The 25,545-nt window shown below is 41.2% G+C and carries 23 protein-coding genes and 4 tRNA genes; 10 read left to right on the top strand and 17 right to left on the bottom strand.

The genetic code is table 11. The features are described from left to right. Window positions 1-287: 287 nt before the first annotated feature. The gene (locus RMZ42_RS01125) at window positions 288-851 is read left to right on the top strand and encodes a hypothetical protein (protein WP_322669660.1); all 564 of its coding nucleotides are present in this window, start codon (window positions 288-290) and stop codon (window positions 849-851) included. Between the two features lie 34 nt (window positions 852-885). On the opposite strand, the gene RMZ42_RS01120 is transcribed toward RMZ42_RS01125, so the two are convergent. From RMZ42_RS01120 to RMZ42_RS01100, 5 genes are all read right to left on the bottom strand, one after another. Further along, the gene (locus RMZ42_RS01120; RefSeq protein ID WP_322669659.1) at window positions 886-3,204 is read right to left on the bottom strand and encodes a VIT domain-containing protein; all 2,319 of its coding nucleotides are present in this window, start codon (window positions 3,202-3,204) and stop codon (window positions 886-888) included. Window positions 3,205-3,290: 86 nt separating this feature from the next. Beyond that, complete coding sequence (locus RMZ42_RS01115) at window positions 3,291-4,355, bottom strand: tetratricopeptide repeat protein (protein WP_322669658.1); 1,065 nt, start codon at window positions 4,353-4,355, stop codon at window positions 3,291-3,293. A gap of 68 nt (window positions 4,356-4,423) precedes the next feature. Next, window positions 4,424-5,131: a 16S rRNA (uracil(1498)-N(3))-methyltransferase gene (locus RMZ42_RS01110; protein WP_322669855.1), complete on the bottom strand. Its 708-nt coding sequence runs from the start codon at window positions 5,129-5,131 to the stop codon at window positions 4,424-4,426. A gap of 87 nt (window positions 5,132-5,218) precedes the next feature. Next, complete coding sequence (sir, locus tag RMZ42_RS01105) at window positions 5,219-7,135, bottom strand: sulfite reductase, ferredoxin dependent (protein ID WP_322669657.1); 1,917 nt, start codon at window positions 7,133-7,135, stop codon at window positions 5,219-5,221. A 239-nt stretch (window positions 7,136-7,374) separates the two neighbouring features. Further along, complete coding sequence (locus tag RMZ42_RS01100; protein WP_322669656.1) at window positions 7,375-7,914, bottom strand: outer membrane beta-barrel protein; 540 nt, start codon at window positions 7,912-7,914, stop codon at window positions 7,375-7,377. 391 nt (window positions 7,915-8,305) lie between these two features. Here RMZ42_RS01100 and RMZ42_RS01095 point away from each other — a divergent pair, with 391 nt between their 5' ends. After that, window positions 8,306-9,247: an ADP-ribosylglycohydrolase family protein gene (locus tag RMZ42_RS01095; RefSeq protein ID WP_322669655.1), complete on the top strand. Its 942-nt coding sequence runs from the start codon at window positions 8,306-8,308 to the stop codon at window positions 9,245-9,247. A 75-nt stretch (window positions 9,248-9,322) separates the two neighbouring features. On the opposite strand, the gene RMZ42_RS01090 is transcribed toward RMZ42_RS01095, so the two are convergent. From RMZ42_RS01090 to RMZ42_RS01080, 3 genes are all read right to left on the bottom strand, one after another. Continuing rightward, on the bottom strand, window positions 9,323-10,330 hold the full coding sequence (locus RMZ42_RS01090) for a transposase (RefSeq protein ID WP_322669654.1): 1,008 nt from the start codon (window positions 10,328-10,330) through the stop codon (window positions 9,323-9,325). Between the two features lie 21 nt (window positions 10,331-10,351). Beyond that, on the bottom strand, window positions 10,352-11,203 hold the full coding sequence (locus tag RMZ42_RS01085; RefSeq protein WP_322669653.1) for a hypothetical protein: 852 nt from the start codon (window positions 11,201-11,203) through the stop codon (window positions 10,352-10,354). 140 nt (window positions 11,204-11,343) lie between these two features. Next, window positions 11,344-12,003 carry an Npun_F0813 family protein gene (locus RMZ42_RS01080; RefSeq protein ID WP_322669652.1) on the bottom strand — a complete coding sequence of 220 codons (660 nt, stop codon included), beginning with the start codon at window positions 12,001-12,003 and terminating at the stop codon, window positions 11,344-11,346. Window positions 12,004-12,361: 358 nt separating this feature from the next. On the opposite strand from RMZ42_RS01080, the gene RMZ42_RS01075 reads away from it, so the two are divergent. The 3 genes from RMZ42_RS01075 to RMZ42_RS01065 all read left to right on the top strand — a co-directional run bounded on the left by RMZ42_RS01075 (window position 12,362) and on the right by RMZ42_RS01065 (window position 13,795). Further along, window positions 12,362-12,434, top strand: a tRNA-Arg gene (locus tag RMZ42_RS01075). Window positions 12,435-12,502: 68 nt separating this feature from the next. Beyond that, window positions 12,503-13,183: a group I intron-associated PD-(D/E)XK endonuclease gene (locus RMZ42_RS01070; protein WP_322669651.1), complete on the top strand. Its 681-nt coding sequence runs from the start codon at window positions 12,503-12,505 to the stop codon at window positions 13,181-13,183. Between the two features lie 33 nt (window positions 13,184-13,216). Next, entirely contained in the window at window positions 13,217-13,795 is a 579-nt protein-coding gene (locus RMZ42_RS01065) for a hypothetical protein (protein ID WP_322669650.1), read from the top strand. A 249-nt stretch (window positions 13,796-14,044) separates the two neighbouring features. Here the strand turns inward: RMZ42_RS01065 and RMZ42_RS01060 are convergent. The 3 genes from RMZ42_RS01060 to nadA form a co-directional block, all read right to left on the bottom strand. Continuing rightward, a tRNA-Thr gene (locus RMZ42_RS01060) sits at window positions 14,045-14,116 on the bottom strand. An 87-nt stretch (window positions 14,117-14,203) separates the two neighbouring features. Continuing rightward, a tRNA-Tyr gene (locus RMZ42_RS01055) sits at window positions 14,204-14,289 on the bottom strand. A 124-nt stretch (window positions 14,290-14,413) separates the two neighbouring features. Next, window positions 14,414-15,385 (bottom strand): quinolinate synthase NadA, encoded by a 972-nt coding sequence (gene nadA, locus RMZ42_RS01050; protein ID WP_322669649.1) that lies wholly within the window; start codon window positions 15,383-15,385, stop codon window positions 14,414-14,416. 149 nt (window positions 15,386-15,534) lie between these two features. Here nadA and RMZ42_RS01045 point away from each other — a divergent pair, with 149 nt between their 5' ends. After that, a complete protein-coding gene (locus tag RMZ42_RS01045; protein ID WP_322642977.1) occupies window positions 15,535-16,455 on the top strand; it encodes a TIGR04168 family protein in 921 nt (306 codons plus the stop codon). Window positions 16,456-16,586: 131 nt separating this feature from the next. Continuing rightward, window positions 16,587-16,671 (top strand) — tRNA-Ser (locus tag RMZ42_RS01040). A gap of 143 nt (window positions 16,672-16,814) precedes the next feature. On the opposite strand, the gene RMZ42_RS01035 is transcribed toward RMZ42_RS01040, so the two are convergent. Genes RMZ42_RS01035 through RMZ42_RS01025 form a run of 3 tightly spaced genes read right to left on the bottom strand, consistent with a single transcriptional unit; the run spans window position 16,815 to window position 20,469 of the window. Next, complete coding sequence (locus tag RMZ42_RS01035) at window positions 16,815-17,975, bottom strand: P-loop NTPase fold protein (protein WP_322669648.1); 1,161 nt, start codon at window positions 17,973-17,975, stop codon at window positions 16,815-16,817. After that, the gene (locus tag RMZ42_RS01030; RefSeq protein WP_322669647.1) at window positions 17,965-20,004 is read right to left on the bottom strand and encodes a hypothetical protein; all 2,040 of its coding nucleotides are present in this window, start codon (window positions 20,002-20,004) and stop codon (window positions 17,965-17,967) included. Before RMZ42_RS01030 ends, RMZ42_RS01035 begins: the two co-directional genes overlap by 11 nt. 12 nt (window positions 20,005-20,016) lie before the next feature. After that, a complete protein-coding gene (locus RMZ42_RS01025; RefSeq protein ID WP_322669646.1) occupies window positions 20,017-20,469 on the bottom strand; it encodes a hypothetical protein in 453 nt (150 codons plus the stop codon). A gap of 243 nt (window positions 20,470-20,712) precedes the next feature. Between RMZ42_RS01025 and RMZ42_RS01020 the strand changes: the two genes are divergently transcribed. From RMZ42_RS01020 to RMZ42_RS01010, 3 genes are all read left to right on the top strand, one after another. After that, complete coding sequence (locus RMZ42_RS01020; RefSeq protein WP_322669645.1) at window positions 20,713-20,979, top strand: FitA-like ribbon-helix-helix domain-containing protein; 267 nt, start codon at window positions 20,713-20,715, stop codon at window positions 20,977-20,979. Continuing rightward, window positions 20,976-21,437 carry a type II toxin-antitoxin system VapC family toxin gene (locus tag RMZ42_RS01015; protein ID WP_322669644.1) on the top strand — a complete coding sequence of 154 codons (462 nt, stop codon included), beginning with the start codon at window positions 20,976-20,978 and terminating at the stop codon, window positions 21,435-21,437. The genes RMZ42_RS01020 and RMZ42_RS01015 overlap by 4 nt, the downstream gene beginning before the upstream one ends. A gap of 180 nt (window positions 21,438-21,617) precedes the next feature. Next, window positions 21,618-22,064, top strand: a complete 447-nt coding sequence (locus RMZ42_RS01010; RefSeq protein ID WP_322669643.1) for a thioesterase family protein — start codon at window positions 21,618-21,620, stop codon at window positions 22,062-22,064. Here RMZ42_RS01010 and RMZ42_RS01005 read toward each other — a convergent pair. From RMZ42_RS01005 to menA, 3 genes are read right to left on the bottom strand one after another with little or no spacing between them, the layout of a single operon-like run. Then, window positions 22,057-23,442: a 2-succinylbenzoate--CoA ligase gene (locus RMZ42_RS01005; RefSeq protein WP_322669642.1), complete on the bottom strand. Its 1,386-nt coding sequence runs from the start codon at window positions 23,440-23,442 to the stop codon at window positions 22,057-22,059. The two genes, RMZ42_RS01010 and RMZ42_RS01005, sit on opposite strands and share 8 nt — an antisense overlap. Beyond that, the gene (locus RMZ42_RS01000; protein ID WP_322669641.1) at window positions 23,417-24,451 is read right to left on the bottom strand and encodes an o-succinylbenzoate synthase; all 1,035 of its coding nucleotides are present in this window, start codon (window positions 24,449-24,451) and stop codon (window positions 23,417-23,419) included. The genes RMZ42_RS01005 and RMZ42_RS01000 overlap by 26 nt, the downstream gene beginning before the upstream one ends. Before the next feature lie 13 nt (window positions 24,452-24,464). After that, complete coding sequence (menA, locus tag RMZ42_RS00995; protein ID WP_322669640.1) at window positions 24,465-25,361, bottom strand: 2-carboxy-1,4-naphthoquinone phytyltransferase; 897 nt, start codon at window positions 25,359-25,361, stop codon at window positions 24,465-24,467. Between the last annotated feature and the right edge of the window lie 184 nt (window positions 25,362-25,545).

Here is a 25,545-nt window from a genome sequence, read left to right as displayed (position 1 = left end):
GGGTATTTAACAAACAAAGAAATGTTAATTATTGTAAAGCTTGCTTTCAGAATCTTGCTCTTAGCTACAGTAAAATTTAATAATTAATTCTCGGTGTGTGCAGGTTGCAAATGCTTGCAATAGAACATTTGCCCTGTGGTTTTACTACAATGTTAATTAAGCACAAGCCTATAAGGGTTGTCACCAGAGCGAGGTGACACTAAGTAGATAATGTAACATTTTGTCGTAATTTTTAACAATTACGGTCGAGTTCAAAATATAAAAGGTAAAAGGCAGGAGTAATTGTAATGGATTTTATCAAAAAGTTAATTTCGGGTATTCAGGGTTTTCTTGGCGGTATTCTGGGTTTCATTACTGGATTGTTACCAGGGAAGAAGAAAAGCAACGGCTACTTCTTAGAATTGGACGAAGCCAAAGATGCTGCCAAAGATGCTGCTAAAGAGGTAGCATCGAACGCAAAGAAAGTAGCAGAGACAGTTACATCGACAGTTGCATCGAATGCTAAGAAAGTAGCAGAGACGATTACATCAGAAGCACCAACTCCATCTAAACCAGATTCATTGAACGGAACAAAAACTGCTGCGGCTAAGAGTAAGGCTAAGGAGAAATCAGCTAAAAATCCCAAACCAGCCGATGTTCAACTAGTCCAGACTGCTGAAGGTCTGAAAGTTGAACCGGGCAAAAAAGAAAAAGCCGCAGCCGCCAAAGTCCTCAAAGAGGAGCCAAAAGAAACTACCTTTGCACCAAAATATCTTGCTCCCTCGGCTACTAGTTCTAATGGTCGTCGTCGTCCAGGGGCGAATATGAGTGCTTATCTAGACATGGCACGTCAGATTAAAACACCTAAATAATTTATAGAGACCGTAAATTTACGGTCTCTATAGATTAAGCGTGAAGATGCAAGGTTAAGATAACTTTGCCAGTTGTAGATGGGGGAACTCTCCAAAGTAAGAGCGATCGCTTAATTTTCTCCACTACAACTGAATCTTTGAGGGTGGAGGTTTCCTCATCCAAAACTACCCGTTCTACCCGACCTTTCTTGACGGTGAACTCAAAGACGATTTCACCACTGAAGCCTGAAGGAAAGTTTAGTTGCTGAAGGTGTCGGGTTAGATCAGCAATTTCTGTGTCATCCAAGCCAGTAACGCTGATGATCTCTAACTGATGGTTGATGGCTGCGTCTAATATTTCATCTTGTGCCATCTCCTCTAAATCAAAGTTCAAAGATATCTCGACTTCTTTGGCTACTGGGGATTGTGGCGATCGCTTTTGCCGAAGAAAATCTGGAGCTTCTGCTGAAGCTGGCGCTGATAAGGTTAAGAATTCCATTTGATCCGCAAAACCACCAGCCGGAGCATTGCCAAACACTCCTTTGTAACTAACTGCTTCAGGCATTTCCACTGGCATTTGCATAGATACATATTCGCTTCCTGGTTCAACCCGCACGTCATCACTGACGGCAACAAAAGCAGTGTATTGAGAAAGTAGTTGATAAGTTAAGGCTGTTTCTGTCACCGCTTCTACACCAGCTTTAGTTTCAAAGCTCACCATCTGATTCATCAAGTCTTTGATGCAAGCACGTCCCCATAACTGGGCTACAGCAAGATTTCCTGTTTCTTCAAATTTGAGGTGAAAAGTTTTTTCGTAGTCTTTACCGCCCGCAGCAACGCCGGAAATTTGCAGATTACCTCCGACTTTATCTTGCTTCCGACCAAACAACACTAATGGTTGTTCGCTGAATAAATCAGGCGCTATTGCTGGGTAAATAACAGGCGATTCTGTCTCACCCTGCCAAGAAATTTGAATATTTGTGAGTACGGGGTTGTTAATTTGCCTGTAAAACTTTTCGGCAACTTCTTCTGTGGGTTCATCATGACGAATGATTTGGGATATTCCCCGGCCAATTTCGGCGATGCGATTTAGTAAGAAACGGTTGACTGAACTACCAGCACCAAAACTGTAAAGGCGATTTCCTGGTTGGAGGTGCTGTTGTACTTCTGCTAAAATCTCATTTTCGTTGCCGATATAGCCATCAGTTAAGAGTACAACACTGCGCAATCTTCCGACTGGTGTAGGGAAATTTATGGCTGTACGAATGCCACTGAGCATTTCTGTGCTGCCATCAGCTTGTAAATTGTTAATGTAAGCGATCGCTTTGGTACGATTTTCTGCTGTATTCGGTAGAGGTTTTTTTGATAACTGTCTGACTCTATTGGAAAAATCGATAATTGTGAAAGTATCGTTGGGATTTAACCCATTGATAAATCGCCGCATTAATTCCTGACACTTCCATAACGGATCGCCAGATTGTGAACCGGAAGTATCCACCAAAAATACAACATCTTTAGGGACAATTTGATCCGTGGAATATTCCAAAGCTGGAATCAGATATATGGCAAAATGTCCGCCGCGATCGTCGGCTTGGCTTAATACTGTGCATTGAGTTTCTTTACCAGAAACTTGATAGCGGAGAATTAAATCTTTGTTGGGAATTGTATCTTCTTTGGCTAATTGAATCCGTACAATTTGACCTGAGTGTTCAATTTTTAATTGATGGGAAGGAGAACGCACTTCACAAATTGGTAAACCTGCATCAATTTCGACTGTGACATTAATATTGTGACGCGATCGCATTCCTTCTAAGACTACAGGTGGTGTAATGCGAGAAGCATCAGGAACTCGATCTGTATCACCGCTACCATCTATCGGCGTTCCCGGAATATATCTTGGTCCCACCACCATCGGGAAAACAAATTCGTAGTTTCCCGCCTCAAATTTTAAACTTTCGGTGTAACGAATTGTAACATCAATTTGTTCGCCAGGTTTGATGTTAGCTAGAGATTGGGTAAAAATGTTGTCTCGTTCCTGTTCTAGTAGTCCGGCGGTGCGTCCTTCTTGTTTGGCTTGTTCATAGATTTGTTGTGCTTCTTCACGTTTTTTAATATTACCTTTGATGATGCGATCGCCTATTTTGATTTCCATATCATCCACCGCCGCCTCATCAGGTAACGGAAAGATATAGACTGCTTCTAAAGGCTGCGTGAAGGTATTTTCAAAGCTTTGAATGACATCAACTCGTGACAAGTTACCTGCAATTTTTGCTAGAACCTCTGTATGCTTGAGTGGAAAAACTAGTTGCTCTCCTTGAGGCGATTGAACATACAAACCGCCTAAATGTTGTTTTTTAGCACTTACTATATTCATAGAACACTCCTATTTGATTTGTGAACTTACTTTTTAAAGTAGGCAATAAGTAACTTAATTACGAATTACGAATTACGAATTACGAATTATTTAACAAACACCAGTCCACTATACAAATGAAAAGCTGAATCCCAATTAGTCTGTTCTCGACGAAACAAATCGATGTGAGACTTGATATGACTCAACATTTCTGTTTGATCTAATGTTGTATCTGCAAAAGGCGTGAAATCTGACCAGATTTTGACTTGAGGTAGTTGCTGGTCAATCCAACTTGATAAACTATTCCAATTAATTCTGATTGTATTTTGGCTAGCTTGAGGAATGATTTCTAAACCTTGCTGGAATTCATAGCCATTATCATAAAGTCGGAGAATAGAACGCCTACCAGGTATGTGTAAATCACAAAACTGAGCATAGTCTTGTGTTTGGGTTTTCCATTCCAGTTTACGGCGAGCATCAACATCTACAACTTGTTCAAAAATGGGCAAAAGTCCTACTACTCTCGCTGTGACTTCTGACCAGTCAAAGGTGAGAGAACCAAGTTGATTGACTTCGTTTCGGCAAACAACAGTAGCTTGTGGGGTAGATGCTTGGAAATGTTTGACTTGATAAACTTGAATTTGCTGAATTTGCGCTATTGTTGCCCAAAAGCAAGGAATACCAGCCTGCTGTAGCTGTTTGCCATAAAATTTTAGTTCTCCTACTTGGCCAGTGCGGTACAATCTCCAGCCACGACTTGGGAGTATTAATCGTGCAGTGTAGGGGTCTAGCTGCATAATCTGGGCGAATTTTCGAGACACTTCTGTTTTCAATTCGTTACTGAGTGGCTCTAAGACTAGTACGCCAAGTTCGGTGTTATTTGGTTCAGATTTTGCTTGGGAAATAGCTCTTTGTCTTTCTTCTAGCTCCATTTCTTGTAGGCGTCGCAAACCTTGGCGTGCGAGCGTTACTATTTTGGCGTTCCTTGTATCTCGCAGCAATTGCCGATAAATTTGTTCTGCATCTTGGCGCTTTTGGGATACTTCATGGAGCCGACCGAGATAATATTGTACCCAAGGATTTTCGGGTGATTCTTTTTGCAGCTGTTTGAGTAATTTAGCTGCTGTTTGATAATCTTTATGCTCAAAGGCGATCGCAACTTGCTCAATCATCACTTACTCTAAATACACGCTGGAGTGATGTCTCGCGCAAAAGTAATTTTGCGTGAGCTATAAATCATTTATACTTCACAACTTGCGGTAATCAAGGATAATGCTACTACTGGGGCTGTAACTGCTCTCAGGATGCGGCGACCAAGGGAAACGGGTTGAAATCCGGCTGATTTGGCATTCTCTACTTCTTGTGTTGTCCATCCCCCTTCTGGCCCAATAGCAATGACAATCTCCTCAGAGATGCTACTCAGCACTTTGTTTAAATGGGGATACTCTCCGCGAGCCTCACAAATATAACGGTGACTTGTCTGATTCGCGGTGACAGCAGTATTAAAAGCAACAGGCTCTAAAATTGTCGGCACGAATGAGCGTTCTGATTGTTCGGCGGCTTCGGCTGCGATACGCCGCCAGCGTTCGAGCTTTTGAGGACTAGGATGAAGTAAAGTGCGATCGCTCAATACTGGTGCAATACAAGTTACTCCCAACTCTGTACAACACCGCACTACTTCATCAAATCCATTGCCTTTGGGCAACGCTACCATCAGGATAATTGATACAGGTAATTCTGTTTCCACCAAAAGCGCTTCTAAAACCCGTGCTTGTTCCCCTGCTAGCTGCGCTAACCACCATTTTCCTCTACCATCCATTGCAATAAAGCGATCGCCTTCACGCAAGCGCAACACACGCCCCAAATAATGCTGCTGTTCTTTGGTGAGTAAAATTTGCCCTTGTTGAAATTGGGAGGGTGCGATCGCAATTCTTTGCAGTTGAGACATGGGATTTTGGAATTTCAAGAATATCAAATCAAAGATGGACACAGATAAATCCATCTGTGTCCATCATGGTTTAATTATTTATTCGGCTTACGAAAGATTCTGGAAGTAAACCTCTAGCGCTTCAGTAACTAACTGAGTCATCGGTTTACCTTGGCTTTCTGCTACTTCCTTCAACTTGCTATAAACCTCTTCTTTCAAATTCACCCGATGGCGCGATTTGTTTGCACCATTAGCCGTGTTAGGTTCGTAGGTGGCAGCAAATTCGCGGATGGCATCAAAACCAACGCGATCGCAAAAATCACCAAATTTTTCCTTTGATTTCCGAGATCTCTTAAAGTAAACAAAAATTGGCTCTAAGAAGATTTCTAAGTCATTGTGGTGCAGTTTCTCTGTGTAAGGTTGCGCCAGTCGAGTCTGATTTGGCGAACCCCCTAACCATAATTGGTAAGATTCTGGGGCGCTACCGACAAAGCCCAATTCTGCTAAGTAGGGACGAGCGCAACCGTTGGGGCATCCTGTCATCCTTACTACAAAATGTTCATTTTGTAAACCTACTTTATTTAAAAGGGCGCGAACCCGCTCCAAAATACCCGGTATTGCCCGTTCTGATTCCGTGATTGCCAAGCCGCAAGTGGGCAAAGCAGGACAAGCCATTGCATACCGTACTAAAGGTTCGATTTTACTAGGGTCGTCTACGATACCGTGACGGCTGAGAATGTCTTGAATAGCTTGCTTACTATCTGGCTCAATATCGTAAAAAATCAGGTTGTGGTTGGCTGTCAGGCGGATGTGTAAGTTGAACTGCTCGACAATTTCCCGCAAAGCGGTTTTCAGTTGAAACGAACCTTCATCTTTGATTCGACCATTGTCAATGGAAATTCCTAAAAATAGCTTGCCATCACCTTGTTCATTCCAGCCGAGGAAGTCGTAGTATTTAAACTCTGGCAGTGGTTTGAAGGCTTCGACTGGTTTACCGAAATATTCTTCAACTTGGGCACGGAATTTATCTAGCCCCCAATCGTTGATTAGATATTTTAACCTGGCATGACGACGATCGGTGCGATCGCCATAATCTCTCTGGGTCGCAACAATCGCTTTTACAATGTCATAAACGTCATCCTTCGCCACATAACCGATGGGGTCTGCTAACCTAGCAAAAGTTTCTTCTTTACCGTGGGTTCTGCCTAAACCACCACCAGCAAAAATATTAAATCCTTCTAATTGCTTCTTCTTATTGGTAATCACTACCAACGTCAGGTCTTGAGAATACAAATCAATCGAATTATCCCCAGGCACTGTCACGCAAATTTTGAACTTGCGGGGCATATAGTACGTGCCATAAATCGGTTCTTCGTTGTCATGGATAATTGTGCCATTTCCATTGCGCTGTCGGGCTGCCTTCACTTCTGGGGCTTCTTCAGCACTAATTGCCTTTTCCCCATCTAACCAAATTTCGTAATAAGCGCCTGTTTGCGCTGTCAGTAAGTCAGCAATATTCTGGGCATACTCCCAAGCATACTGATACTCTGGGCGATTCTTAAATGGGGCTGGTGGTGCCATCACGTTGCGGTTAATGTCACCGCAAGCTCCCAAAGTAGAACCCAGGTTCTTGACAATGGTGGCAATCGCTGATTTAAGATTCTTCTTTAAAATTCCGTGCAGTTGGAAACCTTGACGGGTAGTTGCTCGTAATGTCTGGTTGCCATACTCATCAGCTATTTTATCTAAAGCCAGATACAGCTGCGGCGGTACTAAACCACCGGGATTTTTTGTCCGCAGCATAAACTGATAATCTTTTTCCTGCCCCTTGGTGCGGTTGTCGCGGTTATCCTGCTGATAAGAACCGTGATACTTCAAAAGCTGCACCGCATTTTCAGTAAAATGGGTAGTATCTTGAAGGATTTCAGTTGCTACAGGTTCACGCAAAAAATTACTATTTTCCTTGATTCCTTCTACTTTGGAAGGCTTACGGCTAGCGATGGGGGAAGGAGCAGATTTAACCATTAGACTTGTATAGTATTCTCAATAAAGCATTAGTAGACGCCGAATCAGCACCCTTCGGCTAGTTTATCCCCGGTAATCCGGCCGGAATAATGAGGAATATTTTAATTTTATCACGGCAAAAGCTGGCTTTGTCAGTGATGTAATACTTAACAAAACCAGCTTTTTGGAGTAGTGAGTGAAGAAGTGCTGAGTCCTAAGTACTAAGTAAAGTATAAACTGACTGAGGACTCAATAATTTTTTATTTGAAGCGATAGCCAAGACCACCGTTGATGGTAACAGCAGAAGCATCACTATTTTGGTAGGCACCAAGTCCTACTTTAGCGTTAGTGTAGACGAGGAAGTTATTAGCAACTTCCGATTCAACACCAGCACCTACCACTACTGAATCTTTGTTACCTATAGGAGTTGGTGAGCCATCTTTCTCTACAAAAGAATAACCACCAGTTAAATAAGCATTAGTTCTATTAGCGATAGGCACATCCACAGAAACTTCTGGGATAATGGCACTTGTTTTATCACTCCAGAGGACATTACCGCGTGCAGAAAATGGCGTAGTTCCTAATTTCACGCGACCTGTAACATTACCACCAAATGTGGCATCATCGTTGATACCTTGTCCGCCACTGGTAACGCCAGCGGCAACACCAGCACCAACATAGCTAGCATCAGTACCCTTTTTAGTTTCAGCAGAAGCTTGACCAGCTGATAGAACAAAAGGAGCAACTATTAAGGAAGACAATGCAGAAATTGTCACGAAAGACTTGAGTAAGCGTTTCATAATTTTTACCTAAATTTGTATTTTTTACTTGTATATTCCAGGTCGAAAATAAAGTGATAATGTTCCAAATGATTCCCAATTTTTATTAAAAAATTGTTGTGGTTAATGTATAACGCTTACAGGATAACTATCCCTTAAATTGATAAATAAGCTGTTATAATTACATCTCAATGTCTTTACATTCTGTCTGTTTGTTCCCCCAATAGACGCTTTTAAAACTGTCACAATATTTGGAACTAAAAATAAGTCGGGATATGGTAAATAAAATACCCGATTAATAATTTTTGCCTACCTTTTCACAGATGATGAAGTAGGCTGTAACATCTGTTGCAACAAGCTATAGAGGGAATCTATAAAGTTAATTTTGAGCAATTCTTGTGGAGATTGAATAATGCTAACCGTTACAAAAACGTTATCTGGTTTGATGGGTTTATGTGTCGGTGATGCGTTGGGTGTGCCGGTGGAGTTTACTAGCCGCGCTGAACGAGTAAAATCTCCAGTGACAACGATGCAGGGTTATGGCACATGGAATCAACCACCAGGAACTTGGTCAGATGACAGTTCCTTAAGCTTTTGCTTGGCAGAATGCCTTTGTAGGGGGTATTCGTTGGATGCCATAGCCAATTCCTTCTGGCGCTGGTACAAGGAGGCTTACTGGACTCCTCGTGGCGATGTCTTTGATATTGGTCAAACTACCCACACAGCAATTATGCGCCTGAAACAAGGAGTTGTTCCCCATCAGGCCGGTGGTAAGGTTGAAAATACTAATGGCAATGGTTCTTTAATGAGAATCTTGCCGATGGCTTATTGTCACAGAAGCTTAACTTTAGCCGAATTGCTGGCGCGGGTGCATGATGTTTCGGCAATTACTCATGCTCATGCGCGATCGCAAATGGCCTGTGGCATTTATATTAGTATTGCAGTGGCGCTCTTGGAAGGGGCTGACCCGCAAACAGCTTATCTACAAGGATTGCAAGATATCCAAACAATTTATTCTGTCCGAGAATTTTTATTAGAGAAGCCGCATTTTGGCAGAATTTTCAGTGGTGAGATTGCCAAGGTACCAGTGGAAGAGATTAATTCTAGTGGCTATGTGATTGATACCTTAGAATCATCCCTGTGGTGCTTGTTAAATAGTTCGTCTTATTCTGAAGCGGTGTTAAAAGCTGTCAACTTAGGTGGAGATACCGATACTACTGCTGCTGTCACCGGTGGGTTAGCGGGAATTTACTATGGCGTGGAAAATATTCCTAAACAATGGATGAACCAAATTGCTCGTAGACAGGACATTATTTACTTAGCAGAGCGTTTTGCAAGGGCTGTCTACACTTAGGTTAGGAGTTAAAAGTTAAGAGTTAAGAATTATGAAACTCTAAACTCCTAACTCCTAACTCCTAACTTCTAACTCTTAAACCGTAGACAAAGAATAGACCTGACCATCAATTAGCAGTCGTGTAATGCCCTTAGCTTGGAGATGAGTCCGAGCCTTATGCAGCATTTTACTATCAGGAACTTTAATCACGCGATCGCGTTTAGTAGAAAAACGCTTGGCGACGCGATGGTTATCAAACACCGGCAGAGTTCTTTGCTGGGTTTCCAGGCTGGGAATTTGTCCCAAATCACCAAAGTCTTTCAGAGGACGGGTAATTAATTCTGAGGAACGGTCAATTACCAAATAGCAAGTTTTGGGCAAATTGGCTATCGACAGTGGTAAAACTTCAACTGATGCTTCACCTGGTCTTCTTCTTGTAACTAAAGGTCTTTGCTCATCCAGGTCATCATCATCAAAGTCTTCTTCCTCAAAGTCGTCATCCTCTAAATCATCATCATCTAAATCATCCAAATCTTCGGATTCGTCGAGCAAATCTTCGCCCAGCATGTGCGCGATAACAGCCGCTCCTGGATGTTCATTCTTTAGGGGTGGGATGGGGATGCTGACTATTTCCGGCGGCTTTGGCTCTGGAGTTTCTAATTTATCTGCTGTGACTCGGAGTTTCGGTTTTTCCGCAGCCGAAGGGCGTCGCCGCACCCGTCTACTAGCGGCGATTGACTCCGCCGTTTCCTCTGAGTACACTTCCTGCTCTACACGAATTATCTTACGTGGTAGTGGCTCAACCTTTGGCACTTCCAAGGGTTGGCTTTCGATGGGTGGAACTTCTATCTCCGGCTCTGGTTCTGGTTGACTCAGCAGTGGTAACTGCTCGTAGCTCACCTGTGCCCTTCCTTCAGGAGTTCTCGCAGCCCGCTTTAAGGAGACTAAGTATTCATACTCATCTTCTGGCAAAGTGCTTTTGAGCAGGCGACTAATTGTCGAATTACTCACACCATAGCGGTCTGCCAAAGTTGAGGTTGTTTCAGCAGTCTCTCGATATAACTTAAGAATTTCTTGCTTGTCAGAGTCTGTTAGTTTTCTCACGGTAGATACCAAAAATCTTTACTAAGCTCGTTTACGTCCGCTGGTACGCCGCGTTCGTCTTAGTGATGCGTCATATTCTAAGGCAGCGCCCATACCAAATAACACTCCACTAAACACCCAAAACACTTCTAATATTTCTCCACTTTGATAATTGGGGCCTTGGGCATATTTAAACCACATATCTGCAATGTAGAGCGAAAAGGCCGCCGCTGCAATCATTCGCCAAGACTGGGAAACTCTTCCCCCCCAAAAGGCTAGTAGCAGAGTGGTAGCAATAATTAACAAAACTACATCGCTAACTACGTAAAACCAATTCAAAATAGCGACTAGCAGTTCTGAGGGTGTTTCTTGTTGCATAGAAATCCACCATGCCAACAAACTACCGAACACTGCAATTGCTAATACAATTAGCCACTGCCATTTTTCCAGATTGATTCGCCTGGAAGCCACAGCTAAAATCATGCCTGCGCCAAGTAATAGATAAGTCAGTACAAAAAATATATCGCCCACAGACACATCCGGTTCATCTTTTAAAACTATTTCGGTATAGCCGAAAATTATCCCTCCAACGAAATAAGAAAGCATACCTAGCCCAATTAAGAGCCAAACATTCCGGCCACTGACGATTTGCGGACTCAGCCAGTTCCTCAAGCATAAGATACTGGCACCCAAATAAGCTAAAGCTTCAAAAATATTTGTGCCAATCACATACCACTCGGCTCGGCTTTCTATGCCATCGGCTCCAGGAACTTTGGCACTAAATAACAAAAAGTATAGCAGTGCCAGTACGGCCCAGCCAATATTAGCTAAGACAATGTTCTGAGTAGTGAAAATTGATTTAGAAAGGAACGAATTCTCGTAAGAGTTACTCATAGGACTTGACTATGTAGATGCACTCTGGCAGTATTTTGAGTTAAAGGACTGTATATCTAGCAGTGTGTCTATCAGGTAATACACAATCGGACACCAAAAGCAAGTGCCAGTGGCAGGAATTTTGTGAAAAAATTTCCCTGCTACTGCCATAGTTTACCCAGTGGCGATTGATTTAGCCAAGTGATAAACAGCGATCGCTCGGCTTCTGGCATATCTTCTAGCTTATAAATTACTTGTTTGGTAAAATTAGCATTGCCAAAATAGGCTTTTCCTAATCTATGCAGTTCTTGTAACAGGATAACTACATGATTTTCTTGCCAATCAGGTATTTTGGCTGTTGGCAAAGGATTAGTAGATACCAGATATTTCACTGCTTCTAAAGAAGATGCTTGGGGAAATTGTTTTTGCTTGAACACCTCCGCAATATCTTTTTCAAATAATGCAGCTTGTCTAGCACCTAAAAACTCTTCAATGTCGATAGAAACACCCTGCAACAGCAAAATACCGGCTTGGATTAAAATCGCCGTTTTGCCATGATTACCTGTGTCACTATCTAGTTGCTCTAAACGGATTTTACCCCAAACACTAAAGCGTTCTGGTTCCTCCAGCAAAACACAGGCTTTACCTCGGTTATCCGTTAATTCTCTCCATAAGGCTCTAGCTTCTTCCTCTTGACTAGCTTTGAAAACACTAATCAAGCGGAAAGTCTGCCCTTGATAACTAAGAATCGGCACCTGCTGATCCTTTTTTGGGTGCTGAATGCTTGATATTTCAACATCCTGCCGTTTGAGAATAAACATGGCACTAGCAAATAACTCCTCACAGGGGCACTCTTAATATGGAATATATAATGGCATTTGGCAGTATCGCCAAGGCTGAAATTACCTAGCATACTGTAGGAATGAGCCTCGCGATCGCCAGATTCTTCCCGAAGGTAGCCGCCCAGAGGACGTTAGCGCTAACGGGCAAATAACCCCTTGACAACACAATATATCTAAACCAATACCCCATCTGTTTCGTTTTCAGTGTAGATTGCACTAACTAGCGACTAGCATCTTAGCCTTGCTAGTGGTAAATCTGCAATTTTCGATTGCTTCTTGTTACGTCGAAACGATATAATAGTTAAGATGACTCTTTTGGGAGCCATTATTTTGTTTTGGGCGCGTAGCTCAGTGGATAGAGCAATTGCCTTCTAAGCAATCGGCCGCAGGTTCGAACCCTGCCGCGCTCGTTTTAACTCAATATGAACCTTCAAGCACCGTGAAGTGATATGATGATTTCCGAGTTTGAGGTTCGTTATTGCTGCATCATACCAAGAACAAAGGCGATATTGCTGCTACGAAAGCGATCGCCGATCTAACTTTAAAAGGATACTTAATTCTCACACCATTTGTTTGTGAGCATTTATCTTTTGATTTTGTTGCCTACAAAGACGATAAATTTTACAAAATACAAGCTAAATACGCGGGAGATAATAGAGTAGTCAATAAAACTATTTGGGTAGATAAAAATGGTACTCATCAGAAGAAGTATAAAGTAAATGACTTTGACTTTTATACTGTTTATCTGCCTGATATAGATAAAGTTGTTTATCCATCAATTAACTTTAATGGTTGCTACATAACTACCCAGATACCTAATTCAGCTACACCGTTTTACTGGTGGGAAGATTTTACAGACTTAACTGAAGCAGCATCTAAGCGAACCTACAAGGACTTTGGCGTTGATTTAACAACCAGAAAGGTTAACCCAGACTCTAGAATTCATACCAGAAAAGTAGAAAGACCATCGAAAGAAGAACTAGGAAAACTAATTTGGGAAAAGCCAACTGCACAAATTGGGAGAGATTTTGGCGTGTCTGATAAAGCTGTAGAAAAGTGGTGTAAGGCTTATGGAATAGAAAAGCCACCTAGAGGGTATTGGGTGAAGAAAGCTTATGGAAAAGTGGAAGGACAGTTAACAATCCATGACGAAGATTGAAACTTCTTGAGTCTGCTCAAAAAAACTAAATAAATGAAAACTTTTTTATATACATCAGATATTCCATCTAATCGGAGTGATGTTTTAGACTCTCTTAAGGGACTTGCGATACTGAATTTGACTAGATATAGTTGGGAGCCACCTGATAAGGCGGTTCTGGAATACGGCATTGAAGCAAAAGAAGTTTTTTCACTGACAGCCGGCTGTCTTATCATGAGCTTTGACTCAGGGCTAGTTATTGGATATGGAAGTCAACCATCAAAAAACTCAGTTATTATCTGGGTTGAGAAAAACGAGGCTGCTGAAACAAGTGAAGAACTAGCTGAAGAAGATAAGGAACTTTATCCAGTAGATGCAAGAGATGCAGTATACAGTAATAATTTTTGGGCTAGGTTTGTAGGACAACGTATATCAAATATAACTATTTTAAAAAGAAGCTACAGCAGCGCACTATACGCAGATATTGCAAATGAAATTGGATTACTGTTTGAGGTAGAAGATGGGAGTAGATTTATCGCTTCTCACGGATTACATGACGATTCGGATGACTTTTCAGTAATTCAGGAATCACAAATTGATAATGAAATTCGTAATCAGATCCAAGGACTTTAGAGGAGAGAGTGAAAAAAGGGTGTTGTTGAAGACTAAGATAAATATTTCTGTGGCTTATACTGAGCCTACAAAATCATAGCCAAATCATAGCCAAAAAAACAAGCTGGATATCCCAAATTCTAACCTGATAGTCAAAATCATAGTCAAAATAGTCACAAATACAAGTAAGATAATTAGCTTTTCAACATTTGAATTCCTTCAAAAGCCTGAAGCCCTTGCTTTTACGTTGATTATTTCATCAATCTAAAAAGCCCGTGACGAGGATTGAACTCGTGACCTCACCCTTACCAAGGGTGTGCTCTACCACTGAGCCACACGGGCAAAATGTAACTTTGGTTTTTAAGTTGTAAGTTACAATGCTGGGAGCTTTGCTCTTAACCCAGTCATTATAACTTATAACTTCGTAAGTGGTGGGCCGGGCTGGATTTGAACCAGCGTAGGCGCTAGCCAACGGATTTACAGTCCGTCTCCATTAACCACTCGGACACCGACCCGATTTGTCTCACGATTTAAAATCTTAGCACTATGTTTTAGAAATTGCAAGTGATTGGAAAAAATAACTTGTCGGTAGAGATCGCAACAAAACTGCGTCTCTACCATCTAGATAAAAAATACTGGTTACACGCTCATCTCCAGCATTCGTTGCATTGGTCGCAGTGCAGCAAGGCGAATATCCTCTGACATGGTAATTTCGGGAGTACGATTTTTCATTGCCCAGTAGAGCTTTTCTAAGGTGTTTAACCGCATAAACGGACATTCGTTACAAGCGCAATTATTCATCGGCGGTGCAGGAATAAAACGCTTGTCAGGAGCTAATTTTTGCATTTGGTGAATGATTCCTGGCTCTGTAGCAACGATAAATTCTTTCGTGGGGCTGCTTTGACAATATTTGAGTAAGGCGGCTGTGGAGCCAATAAAGCTGGCGTGGCGCAATACACTACTTTCACATTCTGGATGTGCGATCGCCTCTGCTTCGGGATGGGCAATTTTTAACTGAACAATTTTCTTTTCCGAGAAGGTTTCATGGACAACACAGCTACCTTGCCATAGCACCAAATCTCGTCTGGTCTGTTCCATGACATACCGCCCCAAATTCCGATCTGGGGCAAAAATAATCGGCTGTTCCTTCGGTATCTGCTGCACAATTTTCACAGCGTTGGAGCTAGTACAAATAATATCGCTCATCGCCTTGATATCAGCAGAGCAGTTGATGTAAGACACCACCAGATGATTTGGATGCGCTGCTTTAAAAGCTGCGAATTCGTCTGCTGGACAACTGTCGGCTAAAGAACAACCAGCATCCAAATCTGGTAAAAGTACTAATTTATCGGGATTAAGGATCTTTGCTGTTTCTGCCATGAAGTGAACACCAGCAAAAACAATTACATCCGCATTAGTTTTTTCGGCGGCTCTTGCTAGTTGTAATGAATCCCCAATAAAGTCTGCAATATCCTGAATATCTGGCTCTTGATAATAATGCGCCAGGATAACGGCGTTGAGTTCTTTTTTGAGACTCTGAATCGCGGCAAACAAATCTAGTGGTACACCCAGTTGGGTATTTTCTCGTTGAGCTAGTGCAGTGGTAAACACAGTTTAGGGGTGCTTTATGTTGCAAATGTATGTCCTGTGGATTCAATTATAGTAGTTTTTACCAAAAATAGTGGACGGTTGATATTTTGGGGTTGTGTCCAAATCGGGCTGAGTTTCATATCCTGGAGATAGACGGCAAGGAAAGTGGCATGACCAGTCAGAAAACTCAATCGATAAACCTCAAAATTGCTGTAGTTGGAGATATTCACGACCAATGGGAAGTGGAAGATGGCGTTGCACTCAAGCATTTGGGTGTTGACTTAGTGCTGTTTGTCGGGGATTTTGGCAATGAATCGGTGGAAGTGGTCAGAGCGATCGCATCTCTCGATATTCCCAAAGCAGCCGTGATGGGCAACCACGATGCCTGGTACACCGCCACCGAATGGGGACGCAAAAAGGCTCCTTATGACCGCTCTAAGGAAGACTGGGTACAGGAACAACTCGATTTATTAGGCCCGTCCCATGTTGGTTACGGTAAGTTGGATTTTCCCGCTTGGAATTTAACTGTAGTGGGGGGTCGTCCCTTTACCTGGGGTGGCCCAGAGTGGAAATTCGCGGAAATCTGTAAAGAACGTTACGGTGTGACGAGTTTGGAAGAATCCGCCGATCGCATCTTCAAAGCTGTTAAAAGCGCCGCTTACGAGACAATTATATTTTTGGGTCACAATGGGCCTAGTGGGTTAGGCGATCGCCCCGAAGACCCCTGCGGCAAAGACTGGCATCCAATTGGCGGCGATTTTGGCGATCCAGATTTGGGCGAGGCGATTTCTCAGGCCTTGACTGCTGGTAAAACCATTCCTCTGGTGACATTTGGTCACATGCACCGAGATTTACGCCATACCAAGAAGGTGCAGCGCAAGCCCATCTTTAGAAGTCCAGAGGGGACAATTTACTTAAATGCGGCTAGTGTCCCCAGGATTGTGGAAAATGATGGCGAGAAGTTGCGTAACTTTTCCATCGTCACCCTAGAGGCGGGTGTGGTTTCGCAAGTTTCCCTAGTTTGGGTGGGGAATGACTTTCAGGTGGCTAAGGGGGAAATTTTGTATGAGCGATCGCGTATTGTGTCGTAGACATTCGCATCCAGTAGTGCAATCTGCGTAGATAATAGGGTATAGTATTATCTGTCAAGTTTAGTGCTAACCAACAAAAGCGCCTGAATAGCGTCTGAAACTAGGATCGGCACAAGTTTGACAGATTTACTGGAGAGGTGGCAGAGTGGTCGATTGCGTCCGACTTGAAATCGGATGAGGCTAAAACCTCCGGGAGTTCGAATCTCCCCCTCTCCGTTGAAGAAAAATTAGATTTTACAAATGTTATTTACGAGGTAAGCCATTGATTAGATTTAATCTGAGCAACGGCTTAACTGTGATTTATTCTTGATAAGCGCTTATTGAATTCTTAAAGTTAGCAAGAGCTTCAAAAAACTTAACTAAAGGAATGCCGGCATAGATTCATGGATGGACTCATCTGCTTTTTCATACAGAGCATTAAGGTAATCACGTTGCCGCACGCCTTTAATGTTACTACCTCTCAATAATTGGTGAAATAAGAGTCGAGCAGAATCTTCATGTAAAAGTACATCATTTCCTTCTTGTAATTGTTTATTTTGTGCAAAATTTCTGGCTTCCATTTTGGCCTGTTCCAAGTAGAATTTGAATAATTTTACGGCTTCCTCTTCATTTCTTATAGGTGAAAGTTGAACTTCATTAGCAAGACGACCTCTAATAGCTGGAAGCATCTCACGGTAACGTTCAAGGGCATCTGTAGTTAAAGCAACCATTAAGAAAAGATATTTAGGTAGTGCATCAATTAAAGCCCGCAGAGCAGATAAATATCTTAAAACAATAGTTTTTGATAAGCTACCATTCTGTTTTTCTAATTCATCAAGAAGAATAAAAATACCCTCTAAAGTCTTCATTTCTGAACCAAAATATACAATGTCTCGCAATGCTCTTGTTTTCGCTTCTACAGTATCTAGACGAAAATTTACTCCCAGTTCAGTTTGATGAGTTTTTCTTACAGGTAATCCTAAAAGCCATTGATATGCTAAAGATAGGCGCTCATTTAGTTTTTCTTCGGAATTAATAACACTCAAAAGAGCCTTAAGCATTATTTTAATTTCGCTCATTCGCACAAATCCTAATAATTTATCAATATCATCTATCTCTTGCTTCCTCTTTGCAAGTGCATCAATTGAACGACGTAAGTAGTCTTCTCCCAAATTTTCAAATATAGACCTAATGAGCGGATCAAAAAATGGTTCTGGATCTGGAACGTATCTAATAACGAAAAAACCATGTTGAGAAAGTTTTTCACGCAAAGCATTTTCATAAGCATTCAGAAGGTTAGTCTTTCCAATCCCCTGACTAGCAGTTATTGAAATTACATGAGACTTGCGATCTGAATAAAATGTCTTTACCGCAGCATCAACTTGCTTATCTGCTTCTGTTGACATATGCGGATGACCACTGGTTTGCCCAGCACTGGGAAAAGGGTTACTCAACACACCAAACTTTTTATAGAGTAATTTAGGTTGTTCTTCTGGTGCGTTAGCAGTCGCCTCATCTGTAAATAGATTTTCAAGAGGCATTTTTAACTCCTTCTAGCTTGATACGTACAGCAGATGTACCAGGTATAAGAAAATTTCCATGATACAGATAAACTTTTTCTAACTGGGGAAGTCCGTCACTTGTCTTAATTATCCACAAATCGTGCAGTTCAAAACGAGTATCTGGAGTAGATCCTTCAGCATAGACATTGACTAAGTTTTGTTCTTGTGCTTCTTTCACCAGCTTTCTAGCTAAGATGGGATGAACAGCATATTTAATAGCTAATTCTTCTAACCAGCGGCCAGTAAGTATCCATTCTGTGTCTTCCTGTGAACGAATTGATTTATAAATCTCTACTGCTAAATTAGCAAAATCTGGTAGTTCAGGTATGTTATCAGTGGCAACAACTTTTTGGTTTTGTATATTTAGCCAAGCACAAGCTGCCTCACCTAGCTTTATGTAGGTTGGTTTCGCTTTATTTGAAATTGGTAATGTGCTATATTCAACACTTCCATTTTCATTTACATAGTTACATATTGCGTCAAATGATGGTATTTTCTTCAAATAATATAAAATTTTTATAGAATCTTCGTTCAGGATGCTTTCCCATAGAAGCTTTAGTAATTCTGTACATATAATTTTATTATCATTAAACTCAACAAATTTTCCACTATGCAGAAAATTCTTATATAAGCTATAGCGAGATTGATGTGTTAAACCCAATTTTTCTTGAGCCTCTTGATTAGTTAGCTCTCCTTTGTCTACTAACATTTTCATTAGTAAGAACATCTGATCTGGACTAAATGCATATGTCTTAACTATTGCTTCTATATTTTGGCTAGAAACTGCATCAGTCTGATCTTGGCTTTCTATGTCGGTTGATAGCGCAATAGAGGTATTATCTGTTGTTGTAGAGGATGTTCCAGAGTTAAAAATTCCCCAAAGAAGATCATCTTTAACGTGAAGTGGTTGCCAAGTATATTCCCCACTAGGTATGCCCCATAGCTCTAATGACTCGTTAGTGTTGTAATTTTGCAAGCGCAGGCAACCAAACGATACAGCTAATTCCCAAAGGACATCTGTTAGTGATACTGTATATATTTTTTGACTGAAAGGATGAAAAAGAGAGCCAGTGAGTTTTCTACCATCAAATTTAGGAAAAGAACGAGATTCAAAAAAGAACACATCCATTCCTTCAGCCATTGTCATTCTGGCTAGACCTTGATCACTAGTTAGAAGAGCTAGGGCATGATCCGGGCGAACTTGAGTTTGGAAGCGTCGTGCAGTTTCTAAAATCAGACGATCAGCAAAACTCCTAACAATCTCTTGTAGTTTAAGATTACCATCTTCAGGATCGCTACTCGGTGTCACAATACCCCGCAGGGGATCTGCACCTAAGTCACCACGTTCTATTTCTGCATCCGAAAATTCTAGACGAAGTAAAGTTCGTTGACCACCCTGGCTGAGAATATGTTCTCGAAGTGCCGCAGCAACAGGTTTGTTCTTTTTTTGACTATCTCTGCGAGTTGCAAAGTACCTATCTACCTGATTAATTATTTCCATGTGAACAATAGCTGGTACTTTTATTCTTGCCCAAGGACTAAGAAACCGACATATAAAATCAAGCCCTCCTTGGTGAATAGCTGATGTATCTGTAACAATAGTTATCGGTTTTTGCAAAGGTATTTTGCCAATAGTTTCAACATCAAAAATAGGTAAAAGTAATAATGTTCTTCGGAGTACATCCTGCAATCCTTCTCTGAAAGCCTTCTGAACTCTATCTTTACTTTGTGGATTCTCAAGAGCTTCAGTAATATTGTCATTGAGTTTCTCTAAGGATAGTATTTGCCATTCAAAACCACCAAATTTAGCTGCACAATACTCATCATATCTAGTTTCATTTTCAATATATTGCCCTCCTGGCTGTAATGTAATAGTTCCAACATTCACCCATTTGTCACGTCCAAAACAAATATCTTCACCAAGAGATATTTCAAATGGCTCCCCATCCTTACCTATTTGGGCGATACATTTTAGTGCATCTTCTTTACTAAACAATTTTAATTTCATAAGGTTATTATTTTAATGAAGGGACACATTGACATCTGGAACATTAACAAACGTATCACACACCCACTGAATATGCTGGCGTAAGGCCAGAAGTTGATGTTGACGAAGGTTGACACTATCACTATTAGATAAGCGTCCAAGCTCTTCTAAATCACTCCAAGATGATTCGTCATTAGATAATATCTCGTCTATTACTTGGATGACTTGCTTAAACTGTTCTATTCCACGCTTTTCAGGTTTTATTACTAGTGTAAACTTTTCAATCAATTCTTCTCTTAGACGCTGAGTTTGCTCACTGCTAGTCACTGAGCCAAAGGGATCTCCAAACGGTTCCCAAGAATAAATTTCTTCTTGATAGAATGTCGGTTCAACTAAAGCATTTGTGTTGGTATCTAAGTATTTTTTACCCCAGCGGCAAGGTTGCCAAAGAACAACCTTTAATGGACTTGAACTATTGCTGCTCACAAGAATTAATTCTCCAAAGTAATTATTTATGAATATCTAGATTAAATCTAAGTGTCAAATTAATTTTTATTTATGAATCATAGGTTTTAAGGGTCAAGTCACAATTCTACTGATTTTTTTGGGTATTATAATCATAATTGGAACTTAGTTAAACTTTATCAAGAGTGAGATATGATCGCCCCACTCTCTCCTTTTGCTTGCATAGTGCTATCATCTTGATAAATTCTACTTTGAGGTAAAGCGATGGCTACCCTTTATGTAAGAAATTTACCCGATGATTTGTATGCAAAGCTGCAAGAGTTAGCTGTATCTCAGCACCGTTCAATTAACGCCCAAGTCATAACTCTATTAGAAGAAGCTTTAAAAACGGAAACACAGCCAACAGAAGACGAAAAGCGAAAAAATGTCCCAAAACTCTTAGAGGAAATTCGCCTTCGCCGTGAGAGTCGCCAGACTGATGTGGAATGGCCTGATAGTACTGCCTTAATCCGAGAAGACCGAGACAGATGACTATCCCTCTCAGGTGTGTTGTAGACGCAAGTGTAGCTATTAAGCAATTTATACCAGACGATCCACTAACTCCGAAAGTTAATCAACTGTTTGCTCATCTTGCCAATCCCCAAACTGCGATCTTTGTCCCAGACCTGTTTTACATTGAGTGTGGCAACATCATTTGGAAGTATGTCCGCGCCAGACTTTATGCTGTTGCTGATGTGCCAGCAGATTTAGCAACTCTCAAAAACTTCCCCTTGCGTGTTGTCTCGACAGCTGATTTGATGGCGGATGCAGTTGCGATCGCATTAAATTATGGAATCTCTGCCTACGATGGCTCTTATGTAGCACTTTCACAGCAGTTAGGTGCTACTTTGCTGACTCTCGACGGTAAGCTGGTGAAGGCTTTAGGCACTTCGTCTTACAATGTTTCCTCGTTTAATGACTTCGAGGTTCCGCCGTTGGAGTCAATGTAGAAGCGATCGCCTTTCCTCAGCATATATTTAACCCCAAAGCATTGAATGAGGCTAAACAAATCGATACATAACTCAGAATTGGGGAAATTAAATTTTGATCGCGGACTTACTTAGTTGCAATAAAATTAGTTTGTAAAGCAGGGGATAAACCTGCTGTTTTTTAATATTCAATTGTCAAAAATGCCTTTTACTTATAACCGCACGGTTCGCTTTCAAGATACTGATGCTGCTGGAGTAGTTTATTTTGCTAATGTTTTGGGTATTTGCCATGAAGCTTATGAAGAATCTTTAGAAGCATCAAGTATTAATCTCAAAGATTTTTTTACTAATCCATCTGTAGCTTTTCCCATTGTTCATGCTAGTGTCGATTTTTTGCGTCCTATGTTTGGTGGGGACAAGTTGCTGATTAGCTTAATTCCCCAAAAAATAGGTGTTGAGAAGTTTGAAATTACTTACGAAATTACTGTGGGTGAAGTGATAGTTGCTAAGGCTATTACTCGCCATGTTTGTATTGATGCAAGTAGTAGAAGTAAGCAGGAATTACCTGATGAGATAGTTCAGTGGTTGGAGACGAACCGCAGAGACGCAGAGGACGCAGAGAGAAGAAGGTCGAGAGAGATTATGTGATGGAATTTTGGAGGAATTCTGTAGCTATTTGTTGTAACTTTTGGCGGTTAATTTTACCTTGGGAGTTACGAGGTAAGTTTTGCTGAGGAATCCAATATTTTGGAATTTTAAATTTGCTGAGTTTGTCTTTGAGTAGGGTTTGGATTTTTAAGGCAGAGATATCTGATTTTTTGGGAATGTAAATCGCTGTTAAGGCTTGTCCCCAGTATTTATCGGGAATGCCGATAACACAAATATCAGCAACCATTTGAGTGGCTTGTATAGCTGATTCAATCTCTGCTGGATAAATATTTTCGCCACCTGTAATAATTTTGTCGCTGTTACGTCCGACTATATTTAAATGACCTTGTTCGTCTAAAAAGCCTAAATCATCTACTTGGAAATTAGTTTGATTTTCTCTAGTTTTAGGATAGTAACCAAGGGCTAAGGATTGAGCATAAATGGTGATATTTCCGATTTGATTGGAATTTAAAATTTCGCCTTGCTGATTGCGAATAGTTACTTTGGCATGGGGAAGAATTTGACCACTGCTAATTTTACCACTGAGAAAATTGTCTGGTTTGAGGGTAGCAATTTGAGAGGCGGTTTCTGTCATGCCATAAGTAGGTGCTAATCGGATGCGGTGAAATCTGGCTTTTTCTAGTAGTTCATTCCATGCTGGCGCACCTCCCAAAAGTACGGTATTAAATTGTGATAGCCATTCAGTTAATTCTGGATTTTGCAGGAGGCGTTGTAACTGTGTTGGTACTAAAGATATGAAAAATTCTGATTGTTTAATATTTAATATTTGACCGGATTCTACGGCTTTAAATGGTTGAATAGCTAGTTTACCTGCGGTGGTAAAAGAGCGCATAAATTGCATTAAACCGCTAACGTGATATAGCGGCAATACACAAAATGAATTAACTTGTTTGATTTGAAAGTATTCTGTAAATCCTTGTACCGATGAGATGAGAGTTTCCCAAGTGTGGATGGCAAATTTAATTTCTCCTGATGAACCACCCGTAGGAATCATGATGCTATTGGAAATTGGGCATTGGCTATTATTATGCCCATTCCCCATTCCCCATTCCCCATTCCCCATTCCCAAAACAATATCTGGCTGTACTAAATCAAAGACTTGTTGCCATTCTTGTGTTCCCCAATCGGGGTTACAAAGAAAAACTGGACAATTAGCTGCACAAGCGGCAATAAAACTTGCTAAAAATCGTAATGGTTCGCGTTCGGCTAAGATGATTTTTGGTGGTGTTCCACACGCTGATAATTGTGTTAGTTCTAAATATAATTCTTGAGCTATTTGATTAAATTGACGGCTGTCATAACCGATAAGCCAATCATTCTGAGTTAGGTGATTAAGACAGTCTAAAGGTCGTTCCATAAACTTGAAACCACGTTTTTTCTTGTTCAAAAAAATGGTCTATGCCAAAACCAATTGCTCTGTTGTTTTGGGATAATTCGGCTGCGAGTTGGAGTGCTGCAAGTCTAGCGATCGCAGTTTCAAATACTGATGAAAATACAGTATCAATTTCATGCTGGTGGCAAAATTTTCTCAGACGAGATGGCGAGCCAACTATCCCAGGCTTGATGACAAAAATCCCTCGCCAACCTTGTTGATGACAGGCGGCGAGTTGTCCAAGTGTGGCGACAGATTCATCTAAAGCGATCGCAGTTTCATAACTCGTACTCAATTCCAACATCTGCTGAAATTGCTCAACGGGTAGCGGTTGTTCGATAAATTCAATTTCTAGGGGTAGTTCTGCATTTGCCTTGAGATTATCGCAAGTCCGCAGCCATAAGTTAGCTTCTTCATAACTGAGTCCACCGTTGGCATCTAATCGTAGTTTGGTAAAGGCTGGTAAGGTGTGTATCAGTGACTCAAAAATTTCTAGTTCATCAGCGATCGCATCCACACCAATTTTCCACTTAAATGTGCGATATCCTTGCTGCCATAGAGTTTCCAATTGATTTAAAGCCGCTTTCCCAGATGGTAATAAGGCACTGAAAGATTGGGCATTGGGCATTGGGCATTGGGCATTGGGCATTGAAAAGAATTTACTTCCCCAGTTCACATTGCCTACTCCCGATTCCCAACTCCTCATCTCATAGGCTGACTCAAAGCCAAATTGACAGGCAGGTAACTCATCTGGGATGGAGAAAATTATCTCGTCTGTGATTTCTTCTGGGAGTTGGCGACAAAAGTCTAAGGCTTGTTCTAGGGTTTCGGAACCAAACCAACTGATGGGGGCGATTTCTCCCCAGCCGAGTTTACCTGATTCATCGGTGAGACGGAGGATAATACCTTCACGAATCTCCCACTTACCGTGATTGGTGGTAAGCGATCGCAAAAACCTTCGCTGATATGGACGAAATTTAAATTGATAACGCATCAATTAGTAATTGCTAAAGTATAAATCCCAGTCCAAGCAGCAAGCAAGCCCAGAAATGCACGGCTACGGCAATGAATTTACAGTTACTAACTTTGTCCGGCTGATTGTGATTTTCTTGGACGTGGCGGCATAATTTGAAGGCAAAGGGTAAACTTACCCAACTTAGTAACGTCCAAACTGGAAAAATCCCCAATAGCACAAATAGCAAGGTGAGAGGATAAATGCTAGCAGTGAACCAAACTAGGAGTTTGGCCCCTTTTGCTGTTCCGAGACGGACGATAGGCGATCGCTTGCCTGCGGCTATGTCATCCTTAACTTGATGAAAGTGTGAGCAAAACAAAATTAAGGTTGTGGCAATCCCGACGATCACTGAAGCTGCTAAACTTGTCATTGACCAAGTTTGCGTTTGGCTATAATATGCTGCCTCCACTGCTAAGGGGCCAAAGGCAAAAAAGCAAATAATCTCGCCTAAACCCTGATATCCTAAGCGAAAGGGAGGCCCTTGGTATGTATAGCCTAAACCACAGCATAGTAAAATAATGCCGATAACAGTTAGGTCATGTTGCCAAAAGGCGATCGCTAGTATGCCCAGCAACCCCAAACCTAAACAAAAATTTCCTATCCAAAATATTAATGGCTTATTGCCTGTTAAGTTCACCAGAGAATGGTGCTTATTTTGATCGATACCTGTTTCGGAATCAAACACATCATTACTGATATTTTCCCAGGCAAGAATTAAGATTGCCGCAGCTACAAAAGTAGAAAATACTACAGTATTGAAAGTTTTAGTTTCGGCAAATGCTACTGCTGTTCCCACCCAAATGGGCATAATGGCAACGCTATACATTGGCGGTTTAATCGCTGCCATCCATAACTTAGTGTTGGGATATAAAATTTGCTTGGTAGTCATCAGTTGTGATTAATTAAATTACCGGAATATTACTCTCACTTGAGATTTTATGGTTTAAAGAGACGCTAGATATGGGTGATATACAAACAACTGTCACTTTTACTATGGCTTGTTAACCTGGTGTTGTTAATACTCACCCTCACGTTGCAGTCTCAGGCTGAAACTGTCTTATCATAGTCTGAGA

The sequence above is a fragment of the Nostoc sp. DedQUE05 genome (genome assembly GCF_034530955.1).
Lineage (GTDB): Bacteria > Cyanobacteriota > Cyanobacteriia > Cyanobacteriales > Nostocaceae > Nostoc.
This window is presented reverse-complemented; position numbering and strand designations above follow the sequence as displayed.

What these genes read in the sequence shown, in the direction of transcription:
- RMZ42_RS01020 (WP_322669645.1), top strand. Translation starts at nt 20,713, where the DNA reads ATGGCTACCCTTTATGTAAGAAATTTACCCGATGATTTGTATGCAAAG.
- RMZ42_RS01100 (WP_322669656.1), bottom strand. Translation starts at nt 7,914, where the DNA reads ATGAAACGCTTACTCAAGTCTTTCGTGACAATTTCTGCATTGTCTTCC.
- RMZ42_RS01125 (WP_322669660.1), top strand. Translation starts at nt 288, where the DNA reads ATGGATTTTATCAAAAAGTTAATTTCGGGTATTCAGGGTTTTCTTGGC.
- RMZ42_RS01005 (WP_322669642.1), bottom strand. Translation starts at nt 23,442, where the DNA reads ATGGAACGACCTTTAGACTGTCTTAATCACCTAACTCAGAATGATTGG.
- RMZ42_RS01085 (WP_322669653.1), bottom strand. Translation starts at nt 11,203, where the DNA reads ATGAGTAACTCTTACGAGAATTCGTTCCTTTCTAAATCAATTTTCACT.
- RMZ42_RS01035 (WP_322669648.1), bottom strand. Translation starts at nt 17,975, where the DNA reads ATGCCTCTTGAAAATCTATTTACAGATGAGGCGACTGCTAACGCACCA.
- RMZ42_RS01065 (WP_322669650.1), top strand. Translation starts at nt 13,217, where the DNA reads ATGAAAACTTTTTTATATACATCAGATATTCCATCTAATCGGAGTGAT.
- RMZ42_RS01045 (WP_322642977.1), top strand. Translation starts at nt 15,535, where the DNA reads ATGACCAGTCAGAAAACTCAATCGATAAACCTCAAAATTGCTGTAGTT.
- RMZ42_RS01015 (WP_322669644.1), top strand. Translation starts at nt 20,976, where the DNA reads ATGACTATCCCTCTCAGGTGTGTTGTAGACGCAAGTGTAGCTATTAAG.
- RMZ42_RS01010 (WP_322669643.1), top strand. Translation starts at nt 21,618, where the DNA reads ATGCCTTTTACTTATAACCGCACGGTTCGCTTTCAAGATACTGATGCT.
- RMZ42_RS01120 (WP_322669659.1), bottom strand. Translation starts at nt 3,204, where the DNA reads ATGAATATAGTAAGTGCTAAAAAACAACATTTAGGCGGTTTGTATGTT.
- RMZ42_RS01115 (WP_322669658.1), bottom strand. Translation starts at nt 4,355, where the DNA reads ATGATTGAGCAAGTTGCGATCGCCTTTGAGCATAAAGATTATCAAACA.
- menA (WP_322669640.1), bottom strand. Translation starts at nt 25,361, where the DNA reads ATGACTACCAAGCAAATTTTATATCCCAACACTAAGTTATGGATGGCA.
- RMZ42_RS01095 (WP_322669655.1), top strand. Translation starts at nt 8,306, where the DNA reads ATGCTAACCGTTACAAAAACGTTATCTGGTTTGATGGGTTTATGTGTC.
- RMZ42_RS01030 (WP_322669647.1), bottom strand. Translation starts at nt 20,004, where the DNA reads ATGAAATTAAAATTGTTTAGTAAAGAAGATGCACTAAAATGTATCGCC.
- RMZ42_RS01000 (WP_322669641.1), bottom strand. Translation starts at nt 24,451, where the DNA reads ATGCGTTATCAATTTAAATTTCGTCCATATCAGCGAAGGTTTTTGCGA.
- RMZ42_RS01110 (WP_322669855.1), bottom strand. Translation starts at nt 5,131, where the DNA reads ATGTCTCAACTGCAAAGAATTGCGATCGCACCCTCCCAATTTCAACAA.
- RMZ42_RS01080 (WP_322669652.1), bottom strand. Translation starts at nt 12,003, where the DNA reads ATGTTTATTCTCAAACGGCAGGATGTTGAAATATCAAGCATTCAGCAC.
- sir (WP_322669657.1), bottom strand. Translation starts at nt 7,135, where the DNA reads ATGGTTAAATCTGCTCCTTCCCCCATCGCTAGCCGTAAGCCTTCCAAA.